At 71.7% G+C, this 16795-nt stretch carries 17 protein-coding genes and 1 pseudogene; 10 read left to right on the top strand and 8 right to left on the bottom strand.

Annotation, left to right across the window (positions count from 1 at the left end; genetic code table 11):
* The 5 genes from JHD21_RS09175 to JHD21_RS09155 all read left to right on the top strand — a co-directional run.
* Positions 1–454 (top strand): VOC family protein (locus JHD21_RS09175; RefSeq protein ID WP_292673803.1); only part of this gene is annotated, 454 nt, incomplete at its 5' end.
* A gap of 207 nt (positions 455–661) precedes the next feature.
* On the top strand, positions 662–2401 hold the full coding sequence (locus JHD21_RS09170; protein WP_292673801.1) for an acetolactate synthase large subunit: 1740 nt from the start codon (positions 662–664) through the stop codon (positions 2399–2401).
* A 1-nt stretch (position 2402) separates the two neighbouring features.
* Positions 2403–2939 (top strand): acetolactate synthase small subunit, encoded by a 537-nt coding sequence (gene ilvN, locus JHD21_RS09165; RefSeq protein WP_292673798.1) that lies wholly within the window; start codon positions 2403–2405, stop codon positions 2937–2939.
* A 93-nt stretch (positions 2940–3032) separates the two neighbouring features.
* A complete protein-coding gene (gene ilvC / locus JHD21_RS09160; RefSeq protein WP_292673796.1) occupies positions 3033–4064 on the top strand; it encodes a ketol-acid reductoisomerase in 1032 nt (343 codons plus the stop codon).
* A gap of 10 nt (positions 4065–4074) precedes the next feature.
* Entirely contained in the window at positions 4075–4299 is a 225-nt protein-coding gene (locus JHD21_RS09155) for a hypothetical protein (RefSeq protein ID WP_292673786.1), read from the top strand.
* A 2-nt stretch (positions 4300–4301) separates the two neighbouring features.
* Here JHD21_RS09155 and JHD21_RS09150 read toward each other — a convergent pair whose 3' ends face one another.
* From JHD21_RS09150 to JHD21_RS09130, 5 genes are all read right to left on the bottom strand, one after another.
* Complete coding sequence (locus JHD21_RS09150) at positions 4302–4610, bottom strand: hypothetical protein (RefSeq protein WP_292673783.1); 309 nt, start codon at positions 4608–4610, stop codon at positions 4302–4304.
* Between the two features lie 66 nt (positions 4611–4676).
* A complete protein-coding gene (locus JHD21_RS09145) occupies positions 4677–5801 on the bottom strand; it encodes a hypothetical protein (RefSeq protein ID WP_292673780.1) in 1125 nt (374 codons plus the stop codon).
* Between the two features lie 124 nt (positions 5802–5925).
* On the bottom strand, positions 5926–6636 hold the full coding sequence (locus JHD21_RS09140) for a hypothetical protein (protein WP_292673777.1): 711 nt from the start codon (positions 6634–6636) through the stop codon (positions 5926–5928).
* Positions 6637–6730: 94 nt separating this feature from the next.
* Positions 6731–7543, bottom strand: coding sequence for an ABC transporter permease subunit (locus JHD21_RS09135; protein WP_292673774.1), 813 nt, complete (start codon positions 7541–7543; stop codon positions 6731–6733).
* Complete coding sequence (locus JHD21_RS09130) at positions 7540–8439, bottom strand: ATP-binding cassette domain-containing protein (RefSeq protein WP_292673771.1); 900 nt, start codon at positions 8437–8439, stop codon at positions 7540–7542. The genes JHD21_RS09135 and JHD21_RS09130 overlap by 4 nt, the downstream gene beginning before the upstream one ends.
* A gap of 130 nt (positions 8440–8569) precedes the next feature.
* On the opposite strand from JHD21_RS09130, the gene JHD21_RS09125 reads away from it, so the two are divergent.
* From JHD21_RS09125 to efeB, 4 genes are all read left to right on the top strand, one after another.
* Entirely contained in the window at positions 8570–9271 is a 702-nt protein-coding gene (locus JHD21_RS09125; RefSeq protein ID WP_292673767.1) for a DsbA family oxidoreductase, read from the top strand.
* A gap of 68 nt (positions 9272–9339) precedes the next feature.
* Positions 9340–10212, top strand: a complete 873-nt coding sequence (efeU, locus tag JHD21_RS09120) for an iron uptake transporter permease EfeU (protein WP_292673764.1) — start codon at positions 9340–9342, stop codon at positions 10210–10212.
* A gap of 19 nt (positions 10213–10231) precedes the next feature.
* On the top strand, positions 10232–11401 hold the full coding sequence (gene efeO, locus JHD21_RS09115) for an iron uptake system protein EfeO (RefSeq protein ID WP_292673762.1): 1170 nt from the start codon (positions 10232–10234) through the stop codon (positions 11399–11401).
* A 10-nt stretch (positions 11402–11411) separates the two neighbouring features.
* A complete protein-coding gene (gene efeB / locus JHD21_RS09110) occupies positions 11412–12674 on the top strand; it encodes an iron uptake transporter deferrochelatase/peroxidase subunit (RefSeq protein WP_292673760.1) in 1263 nt (420 codons plus the stop codon).
* On the opposite strand, the gene JHD21_RS09105 is transcribed toward efeB, so the two are convergent.
* Both JHD21_RS09105 and JHD21_RS09100 read right to left on the bottom strand, forming a co-directional pair.
* Positions 12647–13000, bottom strand: coding sequence for a hypothetical protein (locus tag JHD21_RS09105; RefSeq protein ID WP_292673757.1), 354 nt, complete (start codon positions 12998–13000; stop codon positions 12647–12649). The genes efeB and JHD21_RS09105 overlap by 28 nt on opposite strands.
* A 31-nt stretch (positions 13001–13031) precedes the next feature.
* Positions 13032–14612, bottom strand: coding sequence for an ABC-F family ATP-binding cassette domain-containing protein (locus JHD21_RS09100; RefSeq protein ID WP_292673755.1), 1581 nt, complete (start codon positions 14610–14612; stop codon positions 13032–13034).
* 184 nt (positions 14613–14796) lie between these two features.
* Between JHD21_RS09100 and serA the strand changes: the two genes are divergently transcribed.
* The gene (gene serA / locus JHD21_RS09095; protein ID WP_292673752.1) at positions 14797–16395 is read left to right on the top strand and encodes a phosphoglycerate dehydrogenase; all 1599 of its coding nucleotides are present in this window, start codon (positions 14797–14799) and stop codon (positions 16393–16395) included.
* A 90-nt stretch (positions 16396–16485) separates the two neighbouring features.
* Here serA and JHD21_RS09090 read toward each other — a convergent pair.
* Positions 16486–16795: pseudogene (locus JHD21_RS09090) on the bottom strand (PLP-dependent aminotransferase family protein); the annotation flags it as partial.

Below are 16795 nucleotides of genomic sequence, written 5' to 3'. Positions count from 1 at the left end.
GGTCAGCCACGACGTCGGCGGCGTCACCAGCCGGGACCTCGACCTGGCCCGGCGGATCAGCGAGATCGCCGCCGACCTGGGAGTCGAGGCGGCGCCGAGCGAGATCATCGCGCTCGAGGTCGGGCTCGACGTGCCCGCCGCCGAGGACGTGCGGGACTTCTGGGCCGCGGTCCTCGGCTACGAGGTCGTTCACAACGGCCACCAGGTGGAGGACCCGGGCGGCCGGCGTACCGCGCTGTGGTTCCAGGAGTCTGCGGGCGCCTCGGGGGAGGTCCAGCAGCGGTTCCACTACGACGTGATCGTGCCGATCGAGGCCGCGCAGGCGCGGATCGACGCTGCCCTCGCCGCTGGAGGCACGCTCGTCACCGACGAGTACGCGCCCGCGTTCTGGGTGCTCGCGGACCGGCACGGCAACAAGGCCTGCGTCTGCACCCCGGAGGGCCGCTACGAGTAGCCGATCGAATGCCGAGACCTCCATACCGGATCCTGGGACGGTGCGTTACCGTTCTTCCCATGCGGCACCACCTCCTCGTACGTCACTGACGCGTCGGCCCCCGTTAGCCAACACAGCGCCCGCTGACGCGTCGCCCCTCGTTGTTGCCAGGCAACAGAGGGGCTTTTTCATGAGTACGAACGCCGACACCGCAGGAGACCGAGAACCATGACCGAAGAGATCACCGGGGCCCAGAGCCTGATCACCTCGTTGGAGGCGGCCGGCGTCGAGCACATCTTCGGCATCCCGGGCGGCGCCATCCTCCCGGCCTACGACCCGCTGATGGACTCGTCGATCCGGCACATCCTGGTGCGCCACGAGCAGGGCGCCGGGCACGCGGCCCAGGGCTACGCCTCGGCCACCGGCCGGGTCGGCGTGTGCATGGCGACGTCCGGGCCGGGGGCGACCAACCTGGTGACCCCGATCGCCGACGCCCACATGGACTCCGTCCCGATGGTGGCCGTCACCGGCCAGGTCGGCGCCGCGTCCATCGGCACCGACGCCTTCCAGGAGGCGGACATCCGCGGCATCACGATGCCGATCACCAAGCACAACTTCCTGGTGACCGACCCCGACGAGATCCCGCGCCGGATCGCCGAGGCCTTCCACATCGCCTCGACCGGCCGCCCTGGCCCGGTGCTGGTCGACGTCGCGAAGTCGGCGCTCCAGGCGACCACGACGTTCCAGTGGCCGGCCGAGCTGCACCTGCCCGGCTACCGCCCTGTGACCCGACCGCACGCCAAGCAGATCCGGGAGGCGACCCGGCTGATCCTCGAGTCCCGCCGTCCGGTGCTCTACGTCGGGGGCGGCACGATCCGTGCCGCCGCCTCGAAGGAGCTGCTGGCACTCGCCGAGCTCACCGGGATGCCGGTCATCACCACCCTGATGGCCCGCGGGGCGTTCCCGGACAGCCACCCGCAGCACCTCGGCATGCCGGGCATGCACGGCAGTGTCGCCGCCGTGGCCGCTCTCCAGAAGAGCGACCTGATCATCAGCCTCGGCGCCCGCTTCGACGACCGGGTCACCGGCAACCTCGACTCGTTCGCCCCGGGCGCCCAGGTCATCCACGCGGACATCGACCCGGCGGAGATCGGGAAGAACCGGCACGCCGACGTGCCGATCGTGGGCGACGCCCGCGAGGTCATCAGCGACCTGGTCGTCGCGCTGCGCGCCGAGGCGGACAACGGCAACACCGGCGACTACGAGGCCTGGGTGCAGTTCCTGGCGGGGGTGCGGGGCAAGTACCCGCTCGGCTACGACACGACCGACGACAGCCTCGCGCCGCAGTACGTCATCGAGCGCCTGGGTGCGATCGCCGGCCCAGACGCGATCTACACCGCGGGCGTCGGACAGCACCAGATGTGGGCCGCGCAGTTCGTCGGCTACGAGAAGCCGCGCACCTGGATCAACTCCGGCGGGCTCGGGACGATGGGCTTCGCGGTGCCGGGGGCGATGGGCGCCAAGGTCGGCATGCCCGGCTCGACGGTCTGGGCGATCGACGGCGACGGCTGCTTCCAGATGACCAACCAGGAGCTGGCCACCTGCGCGATCAACGACATCCCGATCAAGGTCGCGATCATCAACAACGAGTCGCTCGGGATGGTGCGGCAGTGGCAGACGCTGTTCTACAACTCGCGCTACTCCAACACCGACCTCCAGTCCAAGCGGATCCCCGACTTCGTCAAGCTCGCTGAGGCCTACGGCTGCGTGGGCCTGGCCTGCGACAGCCCCGAGGACGTCGACGCCACCATCACCAAGGCGATGGAGATCAACGACGTCCCCGTCGTCGTCGACTTCCGGGTGCACCGCGACGCCATGGTCTGGCCGATGGTCGCCGCCGGCACCAGCAACGACGACATCAAGTACGCGCGAGACCTCGCGCCCGACTTCGACGAGGACGACCTCTGACATGTCCAGGCACACCCTGAGCGTCCTCGTGGAGGACAAGCCCGGCGTCCTGGCCCGGATCGCGGGCCTGTTCAGCCGCCGCGGCTTCAACATCGAGTCGCTGGCGGTCGGACCGACCGAATCGGCCGACGTGTCCCGGATGACGATCGTGGTCAACGTCGAGGAGTCGCCGCTCGAGCAGGTGACCAAGCAGCTCAACAAGCTGGTCGAGGTCATCAAGATCGTCGAGCTCGACCCCGAGTCGTCGGTGACCCGGCAGATCGTCCTGGTCAAGGTGTCCGCGACCGCCGACAACCGCGGACAGGTGCTCGACACCGTCCAGCTCTTCCGTGCCAAGGTCATCGACGTCGCGGCCGATGCCATCACCGTGCAGGTGACCGGCAACGCCGGCAAGATCGCGGACTTCCTGCGGATCATGGAGCCCTTCGGGATCCGTGAGCTGGTGCAGTCCGGCATGGTCGCGATCGGCCGCGGCCCCCGCTCGATCTCGGAGCGCTCCCTGCGCCCCGTCCCGATCCCCATCCCCAGCGCCGGTTGAGGAGGGCCCTCATCACCTTCCGCTCCAGGAGGGTTGGGAGCCGTCTCGCAACCTCGCACGTCCTCCACGCAACGCAACCAGAAGGAGCCCTCAGTGGCTGAGATGTTCTACGACGACGACGCCGACCTCGCCCTCATCCAGGGCAAGAACGTGGCGGTGATCGGCTACGGCTCCCAGGGCCACGCCCACGCGCTGAGCCTGCGCGACTCGGGCGTCGACGTCCGGGTCGGGCTGCAGCCCGGTTCCACGAGCCGTGCCAAGGCCGAGGCCGAGGGGCTGCGGGTCGTCACCCCGGCGGAGGCCGCGGAGGAGTCCGACGTCATCGTGATCCTGGCGCCCGACCAGCACCAGCGGAAGCTCTACGCCGAGGAGATCGAGCCCGCGCTCGCCCCCGGCGACACGCTCGTCTTCGGCCACGGCTTCAACATCCGGTTCGGCTACATCACCCCGCCCGAGGGCGTCGACGTGTTCATGGTCGCCCCCAAGGGACCCGGTCACCTGGTCCGTCGCGAGTACGTCGACGGCCGTGGCGTCCCCGTCCTGGTCGCTGTCGAGAAGGACGCCTCGGGGTCCGCGTGGCCGCTGGCGCTGTCCTACGCCAAGGCGATCGGCGGCCTGCGCGCCGGCGGCATCAGGACGACGTTCACCGAGGAGACCGAGACCGACCTGTTCGGCGAGCAGGCCGTGCTCTGCGGCGGTGCCTCCCAGCTGGTCATGTACGGCTTCGAGGTGCTCACCGAGGCGGGCTACCAGCCAGAGGTGGCCTACTTCGAGTGCCTGCACGAGCTCAAGCTGATCGTCGACCTCATGTACGAGGGCGGCATCGCCAAGCAGCGCTGGTCGGTGTCCGACACCGCCGAGTACGGCGACTACGTGTCGGGACCCCGGGTCATCACGCCTGACGTGAAGGCCAACATGGTGGCGGTCCTCGAGGACATCAAGAACGGCTCCTTCGCCGAGCGGTTCATCGCCGACCAGGACGCCGGCTCACCCGAGTTCAAGGCCTTCCGCGAGAAGGGCGAGCAGCACCCGATCGAGCAGACCGGACGCGAGCTGCGCAAGCTGATGGCGTGGGTCAAGAGCCACGACTCGGACTACGTCGAGGGCACCTCCGCTCGGAGCTGAGCGGACCGCCATGGAGATCCTGGAGCCGGTGCACCCCGGAAGCCAACGAGCTGTGTTCACGGTCGAGGTGGACGGGGTGCGCACGGAGCTGCCGTGGGTCGAGAACGCCCAGCTGAGGGACGGGATCCTGGTGCTGTCAGCGGTGCTGACCGGCTCGGGCCAGGCCGCCGTGACCTACCTGCGCGAGTTCACCCAGGCTGCCTGGCAGACCTCGGTCACGCCGGCTCCTGACTGAGCTCAGCGGCCGACGTACTCCCGGACGCAGTCCGGGACGCCGAGCACCAGCGAGTGGTCGCCGTGCCGCACCCGGACGCCGCGCGGCTCGTAGTCCAGCTCCCACCCGTGCAGCGGCATCAGGTGGGAGAGGCTCTGCATGAAGAGCTCCGCGCGGGCCGTGGGCCCGTACGCCTCGCGGTCGGTGCTCAGCGCGACCCGGCGCTCGAGCTCCTCGACCGGCAGGGGAGAGAGCTCGTCCAGACGCCGGTCGAGCTCGATGGCGACCGGTGAGAGGTAGAGGTCGGTCAGGTCACGTGGCCGGATGGTCATGGGCAACACGGTGGCGATGGCACGCGGTTCGCGGAAGGGACCAATGTCCCGGGTGCTCGGGCCCCGCTAGCAGCGTCCCCACTGCTGGGCCATGAACTTCGCCCAGCTCTTCTCCTGCGGGTTCTTCACGTGGACCCCGTCCTGGAGCAGGCTCCGGTGGGACCGCACGAACGACGGCCAGTCGGCGACGCAGGCCCGGCCGCGGGACCTGGCGATCGCCTTCATCCAGCCGCCGATCTTGGTGGTCCGCGGCGAGGTCTTGCCGCTCGGCAGGGCGGCGTACGGCATCACGAACATGATCTTGGTGGAGCCCGGCACGGTCTTGACGGTCCTGGCGAGGTCGGACTTCCCGTAGCCGGCCGGCGGGGGGACGGCGCCGAGCGCGATGATCAGGCCGGTGGGCTGGCCGTGGCCGGAGACGTAGTAGTCGAGGCGCTTCTGCAGCTCGCTGATCGGCCGCGCCGGCTCGCCGTCCAGGGTGAACGTCCGCCGCATCTTGCCGAGCTCGTCGGTGCCACGCCAGGTCAGCGAGTCGCCGACCATGAGGACGCCGCCCTTGGCCGGGACCGAGCCCGGGTCGGGCACGCACCTGCCGTCCACGTAGCTGGCTGCGGGCCGGTGCTCGCACTGGACGCCCGAGCGCAGCGAGGCCTCGGCCGTGAGGTCGGAGCCGGCGGTCCGGGCGTAGCCCACGAGCTCGTTGACCCGGGCGGGCGTCAGGCACTCGTCGTAGTAGCCGTCGGCCTCGGTGTTGCGGACGTAGACGCTTCGTGCGCCCACGCACTGCGGCGCGTCGTACACCGCCGTGACGGAGCGGTCCGGGTAGGAGGCGCAGAAGTTGACCTGGCGGATCCAGCGGCGGCCCAGGGCCGCGCAGGTGCGGAAGTCGATCGTGGAGACGAAGCCGTACTCGCCCTGCCCCTTGAGCTGACAGGCCTCGGCGCCGTAGACCTTCCGGAACAGCCGGGCTCCGTCCACGCACCTGGTGCGGGAGCAGCCGACGCCCTTGGTGTAGGCCCGACCGAGCAGGTCGCAGGTGTTCTCGTTGATCGCGCGGTCGTACGCCGACGAGCCGCCGGCCGCCGTCGCGCCGGACGTGAGCCCGAGGAACGCCGGGACCACCAGGCACAGGGCGGTCAGGACGGCGACGGCAGAGTGGCGGCGCGCGGCGCGGTGCAGGTCGATCGACATCCGTTCCGGTTCCCCGTCAGATCTCGCGTCATCCCGGAGAGACGCCTTCGACTATGGACGGGGGAACGATATGCCACGCACGGCCGGCTCCGCGGCAGATCCGCGGGTTCGGTCCGGCCCCGGTCTAGGAACCGAGCCTGACCGGGCCGGAGGTGGAACCGTCCAGGTAGCCGTCGGGCCTGGTGACGGCCCGGACCCTGGTTCCGGCGGACCCGTTCACCACCGCCGTCGCGACGCCTCGGTCGGTCATCGCTCGCGACCCGCGGATGACCTTCCAGGCGCCGTCGACCCGGCGCTGGAACACGACCTCCGCGCTCGAGGTCGGCTTGAAGCCGCTGCGTCGTTCGTCCTTGACCTTGGCGACCAGCCGGTAGCGGTCGTCGCCCAGGTGCGTGCTGTTCAGCTTGGTGCGGGTCGCGGCCCGCCGCACCTCGAAGGTGCTCTCCGCGACGGCGACCGGGATGTTCACCAGCGGCGCGACCACCTGGTAGCTGCCGGTCGTGCGGATCGTGTAGGTGCCGGGGTCGGCCGACCCGCAGATGAGGAAGTGCACCGTCCCGCTGGTGGGGTCGCCGTCGACCGACGACAGGTCGACGCCCTCGGAGCTGGTCCCCCCGGGGTGGACCAGGGTGAGCTTGACCTGCCACAGCGTCGTCTCCGGGGTGACCGCGAGGGCGTAGTCGACCGGGTGCTGGCGGCACTTGTTCTGCAGCACGAAGTCCGCGGCCGAGGTGGTCCCGGTGACCGACGCCTGGGCGGGCGCTGCGACGGCGAGGCCGGCCGCTGCGAGGACGGGGACGACCAGGACGCGCGCCAGCGACTTCCGAGAGAGCATTGCTCGACCGTAACGCGGCGGCCGGGACGACGCCGTGGCGCACGCCACCCCGGTGGGGGCGACGTGCGCCACAGTCGTCGTCGGTGCAGCAGACCTACTTCACCTCGGACCGGCGGACCAGGTAGAGGCCGACCGCCAGCGGCAGCAGCAGCCAGATCGAGCCCGAGACCGCGAGGTGTGCCCATTCGGTCCCGTTCATCTGCCCGTCGTACAACGGTCCCTGGGCGAAGTTGAAGTCCAGCCACGGCTGGGCGTCCTTCCACCAGCCGTTGAGCTCGGCGAGCAGCATCGTCAGCGGCGGAAGCACGAACCCGTAGACGAAGTAGCCCACGACGGCACCGGGGGAGTTGCGGATCAGGACGCCGAGCATGAAACCGATCATCAGGTTCATCACGTTGGCGAACGTCAGGGTGAGCGCCTGGCTCAGCGAGATGTCCCAGACCGGGTCCACGCCGGCGATGCCGGCTCCGATGACGTTGCCCAGGGCACCGATCGCGAGCGCCACGCCGATGGACACGGCGCCGACGACCATCGCGACGATCGCCTTGGCGGCCAGCACCCGGTTCCGGTGCGGGACCAGGGTGAACGTCGTCAGGCCGCTGCGCTGGCTCCACTCGGAGGTGACCGAGAGGATCGCCATCACGGGCAGCAGGAACACCATCGGAACGCCGATGGCCGCCCCGAAGTTGTCGTAGACGATCTGGTCGTCGGGGGCGAACGCGATCACGGCGCCCGTGGCGATCAGCGCCGAGGCGGCGATGCCGATCATCAGCCAGAAGCCCGACCGGGTGTCGACCATCTTGATGAGCTCGACCTGGAGGACCCGGGTGAACGGGATCCGGGCCGGCGTCTCGCGGCCGGGCCCGGCGACGGCAGCCACCTCAGGTGTGGCGGTCAACGTGGTCATGCGGCAACTCCTTCGCGAGCTGTGTCTGCGGTCAGGTCGAGGAACATCTCCTCGAGCCCGGCGCCGTCGGCGGCGCGGAGCTCGGTGAGGGCGACACCGGCGGCGAGCGCCACCTTGCCGACGAGGTCCGGCTCCGCGTCCACGCGGAGCAGGTCGGGGCCGGACCGGCTGACGGTGACGCCGGAGGCGGTGAGCGCCTGGCTGAGCTCGGTGGTCGCGGTGGAGCGGACCAACGTGCCGGCCGCGGCCAGCAGCTCGGCCTTGGTGCCCTGGGCCACGATCCGGCCCTGGCCGATGACGACCAGGTCGTCGGCGATGACCTCGATCTCGTGCAGGAGGTGCGAGGACAGGAGCACGGTCCCGCCCTGGTCGGCGAAGCCGCGCAGGAGGTCGCGCATCCACCGGATGCCCGCCGGGTCAAGGCCGTTGGCGGGCTCGTCGAGGATGAGCACCTCGGGGTCGCCGATCAGCGCCGTGGCGATGCCGAGCCGCTGGCGCATGCCGAGCGAGTAGTTCTTGACCCGGCGCGAGGCCTCGGTCGGCGTGAGACCGACCAGGTCGATCATCTCGTCGGTGCGGGCGGTCGGCAGGCCCATGGTCAGGGCGGCGATCCGCAGGGTCTCGCGGCCGGTCCGGCCGGCGTGCTGGGCGGAGGCGTCGAGGAGGACCCCGACCTCGCGGCCCGGGTTGGGCAGGTCGGCGTAGTGACGGCCGAGCACCGTGGCCGAGCCCGAGCTGGCGGGGGTGAGGCCGACCATCACCCGCATGGTGGTGGACTTGCCGGCGCCGTTGGGCCCGAGGAAGCCGGTGACCCGGCCGGGTCGGGCGGTGAAGGTGACGTCGTCGACGGCGTGGAGGCCGCCGTACGTCCTGGACAGGTGGCTGACTTCGATCATGGGTCCACCCTCCTGGCGGACAGAGGCCGCCCACATCGGGGACGGGTCCCGACGGACCCCCGATCGGACCCTGAGGGGTTCTCGGGGTCGACCCCGGGAACATCGGTCGGTGGGGGTCTGTTGACCCGGCGTGCGCATCGAGATCTGGTCCGACGTCGTCTGCCCCTGGTGCTACATCGGCAAGCGCCATCTCGAGCAGGCGCTCGCCGCCTTCCCGCACCGCGACCACGTCGAGATCGAGTACCGCTCGTTCGAGCTCGACCCCGGCGCTCCTCAGGTGCCGGTCGAGAGCACGGTGGAGTCGCTCGCCAAGAAGTTCGGCACCGACGTGGCCGGCGCGCGCGAGCTCATGGCCCGCGCCGACGGGGCCGCGGCTGCCGCGGGTCTGCACTTCCACCACGCCGACACCCCGCACGCGCGCACCGTGGACGCGCACCGTCTGCTGCACCTGGCCAAGGCCGCCGGCCGCCAGGCCGAGCTGAAGGAGGCGCTGCTGGCGGCGTACTTCAGCCGGGGCGAGTCCATGGGCGACCACGACGTGCTTCGCCGGGTCGCCGTGGAGACCGGCCTCGACCCGGTCCGGGTCGACCAGGTGCTGTCTTCCGACGAGTACGCCGACGCCGTGGCCGTCGACATCGCGAAGGCCCGCGCCTACGGCGCCGGGGGAGTGCCGTTCTACGTCGTCGACGAGAGGTACGGCCTCTCCGGCGCCCAGCCGACCGAGGTCTTCGCGCAGGTGCTCGACCGGGCGTGGGCCGACCAGCACCCGGTCCTCGAGGTCGTGGGCGGGGCCGGTGCGGACGCCTGCGGGCCCGACGGCTGCGCGATCTGAGACCACCAGGTGAGGGAAACCTCACCTAGGTTAGGCACTCCTAACTCATCGGCGTACAGTCAGCGGATGTGGTCGCCAACTACTTGATCGGCCTGCGCGAGGGGCTGGAGGCCGCGCTCGTCGTCAGCATCCTGGTCGCCTACCTCGTGAAGACCGACCGGCGACACCTGCTGCCGCGGATCCGGGCCGGGGTCGCGCTCGCGGTGGCGCTGAGCGTGGCGATCACCCTCGGTCTCGGCCTGCAGTCCAGGCAGTTCACCTTCAAGACCCAGGAGCTCATCGGGGGCACCCTCTCGATCGTGGCCGTCTGCTTCGTGACCTGGATGATCTTCTGGATGGCCGGGGCCGCCCGGACGATCGGCACCCGGCTGCGCGGCAGCATCGACAGTGCCGTCGAGGGCAGCCGCTGGTCGCTCGCGCTGATCGCGTTCCTCTCCGTGGGTCGCGAGGGCCTGGAGACGGCGCTGATCCTGTGGACCAGCACGCGGGCCGCGGTCGGGCGTGACCTGAGCCCTACCGCCGAGCAGACCGCAACCCCGCTCCTGGCGGGGCTGGCCGGGATCCTCACGGCGGTGGCCCTGGGCTACCTCGTCTACCGGGGCGCGATCACGATCAACCTCACCAGGTTCTTCACCTGGACCGGGGCGTTCCTGATCCTGGTCGCCGCCGGGGTGCTGGCCTACGGCGTGCACGACCTCCAGGAGGCGGACTTCCTGCCGGGGCTCGACAACCTCGCGTTCGACGTCTCCGCGACCATCGACCCCAGCTCCTGGTACGGCACCCTGCTCAAGGGCATCTTCAACTTCTCGCCGGCCAGCACCAAGCTCGAGGTCGCCGTGTGGGCCGCCTACGTCGTCGTGGTCGGTCTCCTCTTCTTCCGCTCCGTGCGACGCCGCACGGTCCCGGCCCCGCCGCTGGCACCCGCCGCGGTCTCCCACTGACGAAGGAAGCCCCATCACCATGCGCACACCTCTGCTCATCGCCGGGCTGCTGCTCAGCGCTCCGGTCCTGGCCGCCTGCGGGACCGAGAGCACGGGTGGCGGAGGCGGCGACGCCGACGACCCCCGGGCGCTCACCGTCGAGTCGAGCGACGACGCCTGCGAGCTGTCCGCGTCCGAGGCGCCCGCCGGCACGCTGACCTTCGACGTCGCCAACAGCGGGTCGCAGGTCACCGAGTTCTACCTCCTCGGCGAGGACGGGCTGCGGATCGTCGCCGAGGTCGAGAACATCGGTCCCGACCTCAACCGCGAGCTCACCGTCACCGCCCCCGCGGGCAGCTACGTCACCGCGTGCAAGCCGGGCATGAAGGGCGAGGGCATCCGCGCGGACTTCACGGTGACCGCGTCCGACGAGGAGCCGGTGGTCGACGCCGACGACCAGGCCCTGGTGGACCAGGCGGTCGCCAACTACGCGTCGTACGTGGAGGACCAGTCGGCGCAGCTGCTGGAGAAGACGACCGAGTTCGTCGAGCTGTACAAGGCCGAGGACGACGACGCGGCCCGCGCGCTCTACGCCGACGCGCGCACCCACTGGGAGCGGATCGAGACCGTGGCCGAGTCCTTCGGTGACCTCGACCCGATGATGGACGCCCGCGAGGCCGACCTCGAGCCCGGCGCGGAGTTCACCGGCTGGCACCGCGTCGAGAAGGACCTCTGGCCGGCCCGGGCGGAGGGCTACACGCCGCTCACCGAGGACGAGCGCGCCCTCTACGCCGACGACCTGCTCGCCAACACCACCGAGCTCGACACCCGGGTGCAGGAGCTGACCTACACGATCGACCAGATCGCCAACGGCTCGCGCGGGCTGCTCGAGGAGGTCGCGACCGGCAAGGTCACCGGCGAGGAGGAGTACTGGTCGCGCACCGACCTGTGGGACTTCCAGGCCAACGTCGACGGCGCCAAGGTCGCCTTCGAGGGCGTCCAGCCGATCGTCGAGGGCAAGGACCCCGAGCTCGCCAACGCGCTGGAGAACCGGTTCGCCGAGCTGCAGGCGCTGCTCGACTCGCACCGGGTGGGCGACGGGTTCAAGTACTACGACGAGCTGACCCCCGACGAGGTCAAGGCGCTCTCGGACGGGGTCAACGCGCTGTCCGAGCCGCTGTCCCGACTCACCGCGGCGGTGCTCTCCTAGCGTGCCCAGGGTGCCCAAGGTCAAGGTCTCGAGACGCGGGCTCCTCGGCGGCGGCGCGGCCGCCGCGGGGGTCGCCGGCGCCTTCGCGGTCGGTCGGGCCGGCGACGGCGCGCCCGCCGCGGCCGCGACGCCGCTCGCGTACGACTTCCACGGGGCCCACCAGGCGGGGATCGTCACGCCGATGCAGGACCGGCTGCACTTCGCGGCGTTCGACGTGCGGACCGACGACCGGGACGAGCTCGTCGCGCTCCTGCAGGCCTGGACCGACGCGGCGGCCCGGATGACCGCGGGCCTGGACGCGGGAGCGGTCGGAGCCGTCGACGGCGCGAGCAACCTCCCGCCCGACGACACCGGTGAGGCGATCGGGCTGCCGCCCAGCGGGCTGACGATCACCTTCGGCTTCGGCCCGTCCCTGTTCCTCGACGCCGACGGCAACGACCGCTTCGGCATCGCCGACCGCCGGCCCGAGGCACTGCGCGAGCTGCCGCACTTCCCGGCCGACAACCTCGACCCGGCCAGGTCCTACGGCGACCTGTGCGTGCAGGCGTGCGCCAACGACCCGCAGGTCGCCGTGCACGCGATCCGCAACCTGGCCCGGATCGGCTTCGGCACCGTGTCCGTCCGCTGGTCCCAGCTGGGGTTCGGCCGCACCTCGACGACCTCGGTCGGCCAGGACACCCCGCGCAACCTGTTCGGGTTCAAGGACGGCACCGCCAACGTCAAGGCCGAGGACACGACGGAGCTGGACAGTCACGTCTGGGTGGACGCGGGTGACGACCCGAAGGCGGAGTGGCTGGCCGGCGGCTCCTACCTGGTGGCCCGCCGCTTCAACATGACCATCGAGGTCTGGGACCGACAGCCCCTGGGCGACCAGGAGGCCTTCGTCGGCCGGACGAAGGGCGTCGGGGCGCCTCTGTCGGGTGGTGACGAGCTCACCGCGCCCGACTTCGACATGCCCGGCAGCAACGGCGCCCCGGTGATCGCCACGGACTCACACCTGCGCCAGGTGCACCCGGACTTCCACGGCGGCGCGAAGATGCTGCGCCGCGGCTACAACTTCGTCGACGGCAGCGACGACCTCGGCGGGCTGGACGCAGGTCTCTTCTTCCTCGCCTACGTGCGCAACCCGGACACCCACTTCATCCCGATCCAGCTGCAGATGGCCAAGGCCGACGCGCTGATGGAGTACCTCAAGGTGCGCGGCTCCGCGCTCTTCGCCGTGCCGCCCGGCGTGGCGAAGGGCGACTACGTCGGCGAATCGTTGTTCGCCTGACCCTCGTCGGCGCCGAGCACGACGACCGCACTGTCCGCGCGGCGCCGGCCGCGGGCCCACCAGGGCTCGGCCGCCCGGGTCCGGCCGCGGACCTCCTCGTAGGCGGCCCCGCTGCGCAGCACGCTCGCCACCCCCTCGTACGCCGGCTCGGTCGTGCCCGCGGCGTAGAGCAGCAGCGGTGCGCCGTCGACCTGGCGGACGTCGCCGACCCGCGCCGAGAAGCCCACCCGTCCGTCGTGCAGCGTGACCACCAGGGCCTCGAGCAGGGGCGAGGCCTTCGGCGCCGTGCGCACGACCAGCTTCCGCGGCTCGGCCGGCTGACCCACCTCTGGAGTATGGCCCCAGGGTGCTCTGGGCTCACCCGAGCGCCAGCGCCCGGTCGACGCCGACCTCGTCCAGGAAGCGGGCGTCGTGGCTGACGACCAGCAGCGCCCCCCGGTAGGCGGCCAGCGCCGACACCAGGGCGTCGTACGACGCCAGGTCGAGGTTGTTGGTCGGCTCGTCGAGCATCAGCAGCTGCGGAGCGGGGTCGGCCAGCAGGAGCGCCGCGAGGGTGGCCCGGAAGCGCTCCCCTCCCGACAGGGTGGCGACCGTGCGGTCGGCGGCGGCGCCCCGGAACAGGAACCTCGCGAGCTGGGCCCGCACCGGGTTGACCTCCTGGCCCGGCGCCCGCGCGAGCACGTTGTCCACGACGCTCAGCCGCTGGTCGAGGAGGTCCAGCCGCTGCGGCAGGAGGGCCGTCGGGACGTGCGTGCGCACCGACCCCGAACGGGGCGGCACCGTGCCCGCGACCGTCTCCAGGAACGTGGTCTTGCCGGCGCCGTTGGGGCCCACGACCGCGACCCGGTCCGGCCCGCGCAGCTCGAGCTCCACCTCGGCGCCGTTGCGGAGGACGAGGGCCTGGGTGGTCAGGACCACCCGGCCGCGCGGCACCTCGGTGGCCGGCAGCTCCACCCGGATCGAGCGCTCCTCGCGCAGTCGCGACTCGGCGGCCTCGAGTCGCTCCCGGGCGTCCTCGAGCCGTCCCTCGTGGACCCTGCGGTAGCTCGCGGCCGACCGCTCGGCGGAGTTCTTCTTCATGCCGGCCACGATCTTGGGGATCCCGCCGGACAGCTGTGCCTGGCGCCCCTGTCGCCTGCGTTGCGCGATGACCCGCTCGGCCTCGACCCGGTCCGCCTTCTGCCGGCGCAGGTCGGCGCGGGCCGCGGTCACCGTCTGCTCGGCGGCCGCCTGCTCGGCCCGGACCTGCTCGGCGTAGGCGGAGAACCCGCCCCCGTACCAGCGCACCCGGCCGTCGCGCAGGTCGCCGATCCGCTCCATCCGCTCGAGCAGCTCGCGGTCGTGGCTGACGACCAGCAGGGTGCGCGGCCACGTGCCCAGGACCTCGTGGAGCCGTGCCCTGGCCCGCGCGTCCAGGTTGTTGGTCGGCTCGTCGAGGAGCAGGACGTCGGGTCTGGCCAGCAGGAGCCGGGCGAGGCCGAGGCCGACGACCTCGCCCCCCGACAGCTCGCCGAGCCGCCGGTCGAGCACGTCCGCGGGCAGGCCCAGCCGGTCCAGCTCGGACCTCGCGCGGTCCTCGACGTCCCAGTCGTCGCCGACCGCCTCGAGGTCGGCGGGGTCGCCGGAGCCGCGGTCGAGCCGGCGCAGCGCCCGGAGAGGTACCGCGATCCCGAGGAGCTCGTCGACCGGTCGGTCCCGCTCGAGGGTGAGGTCCTGGGGCAGGTAGCCGACCCGGCCGGTGACCTGGACGGACCCGCGGGTGGGGCTGAGCTCGCCGGCGGCGAGGCGCAGCAGCGTGGACTTGCCGGACCCGTTCGCGCCGACCAGGCCGGAGCGGCCGGCGGGCACGACGAGGTCCAGGCCGTCGAGGACCGGCTGGCCGTCCGGCCAGGTGAGGCCGACGCCGGAGAAGGTGAGAACGCCTGGGGGAGTGGACACAGGTCTCCTGAGATCGCAACGGTGGGAAGGCACGTTCGCGTCTCAGATCACGTGTCCAGGGTAGGTCGCCCGACCGGCGTACGCATCCGGATTGTGGTCCGGTGGTCGGGTACTGTGGCCGACTGGCACAGCGTCGTGCAGCACCTGGTCCACCACCCCCTGCCACCCCCGTGGAGTCACCGCTGTGAGCAAGCCGACCGCCCGGCCCGTCGTCCTCATCGCGGAGACGCTGAGCCCGGCCACCATCGAGGCCCTCGGGCCGGACTTCGACGTGCGCGAGTGCGACGGCGCCGACCGTGGCGAGCTCCTAGCGGCGATCGTCGACGCCGACGCCCTGCTGGTCCGCTCCGCGACGAAGGTGGACTCCGAGGCGCTCGCCGCGGCCACCCGGCTCAAGGTCGTCGCCCGGGCCGGGGTCGGGCTCGACAACGTCGACGTGCGCGCGGCGACCCAGTCCGGCGTGATGGTCGTCAACGCGCCGACGTCCAACATCGTCTCCGCCGCCGAGCTCGCCGTCGCCCTCATGCTCGCGGCGGCCAGGCACATCTCGCCCGCCCACGCGGCGCTGCGCAACGGCGAGTGGAAGCGGTCGAAGTACACCGGGATCGAGCTCTACGAGAAGACCGTCGGCATCGTCGGGCTGGGCCGGATCGGCGTGCTGGTCGCCCAGCGGCTGAGCGCGTTCGGGATGACGGTCATCGCGTACGACCCGTACGTCCAGGCCGGCCGGGCCGCACAGATGGGGGTTCGCCTCGTCGACCTCGACACCCTGCTCGCCGAGTCCGACTTCATGTCCGTCCACCTCCCCAAGACCCCGGAGACCCTCGGCCTGATCGGCGACGACCAGCTGCACCGGGTCAAGCCGTCGCTGGTCCTGGTCAACGCCGCCCGTGGCGGCATCGTCGACGAGGCGGCGCTCTACGCCGCGCTCAAGGAGGGCCGGGTCGCCGCCGCCGGCCTCGACGTGTTCGCCACCGAGCCGTGCACCGACAGCCCCCTCTTCGAGCTCGACAACGTCGTGGCCACACCGCACCTCGGCGCCTCCACCGACGAGGCGCAGGAGAAGGCCGGCATCGCGGTCGCCCGCTCGGTCCGCCTGGCCCTGTCCGGGGAGCTCGTGCCCGACGCCGTCAACGTCCAGGGCGGCGTGATCGCCGAGGACGTCCGCCCCGGCATCCCGCTCACCGAGAAGCTCGGCCGGGTCTTCACGGCGCTGGCCGGCGAGGTCGCCCAGCAGATCGACGTCGAGGTGCGCGGCGAGATCACCGCCTACGACGTCAAGGTGCTCGAGCTCGCCGCCCTCAAGGGCGTCTTCACCGACGTCGTCGAGGACCAGGTCTCCTACGTCAACGCGCCGCTCCTCGCGGCCGAGCGCGGCACCGCCGTCCGTCTGGTCGCCGACTCGGAGAGCCCCGACCACCGCAACGTCATCACGATCCGCGGCACCCTGGCCGACGGCTCACAGGTCTCGGTGAGCGGCACCTTGGTCGGCATCCACCAGCGCGAGCGGATCGTCGAGGTCAACGGCTTCGACGTCGACCTCGAGCCCACCGACCACCTGGCGTTCTTCGTCTACGAGGACCGGCCCGGCATGGTCGGCACGGTCGGCCAGATCCTCGGCGACGCCGGCATCAACATCGCCGGCATGCAGGTCGCCCGCGACGAGAAGGGCGGGCACGCCCTCGTCGCGCTGTCGGTCGACACCTCGATCGCCGCCGAGACGCTCGAGGAGATCGAGCACGCGATCGAGGCGGCGTCGGTGCGGGCTGTCGACCTGTCCTAGCTTCCCCCCGCGAGCTTCGGCCCCGGGCGGGGCGCGCTCGCTCGTGCTCGCCACGCGCGCTCTCGCTCGCCCGGGTCGGCTCAGTTCGGGCTAGGCCACCATCACGCGGCGAGGGGCGCCTCCCGATGTACGCCGGCCCTGGACCTCGTCCCACGCTGCGCCGATCCGTTCCGCGGCCAGCGTCAGCTCGTCCGGACGCTTCGTCCACGGGATCCGGAGGAACCGGTCGAGCCCGCCCTCGGCGGCGAACACCGGCCCCGGCGCGACGATGACGCCGTGCCGCTCCGCGGCGGCTGCCACCGCCGTGCCCAGCGCCTCCGGCAGCCGGCACCACAGCGCGAGCCCGCCCGTCGGGACCCGGAAGTCCCAGGACGGGACGTGGGTGCGCACCGCGGAGACC

Origin of the sequence: Nocardioides sp., assembly GCF_016462705.1 — a bacterium.
In the GTDB taxonomy this organism is placed as follows: domain Bacteria; phylum Actinomycetota; class Actinomycetes; order Propionibacteriales; family Nocardioidaceae; genus Nocardioides.
The sequence above is the reverse complement of the archived record's forward strand: the minus strand, read 5'-3'. Positions and strand labels throughout refer to the sequence as shown.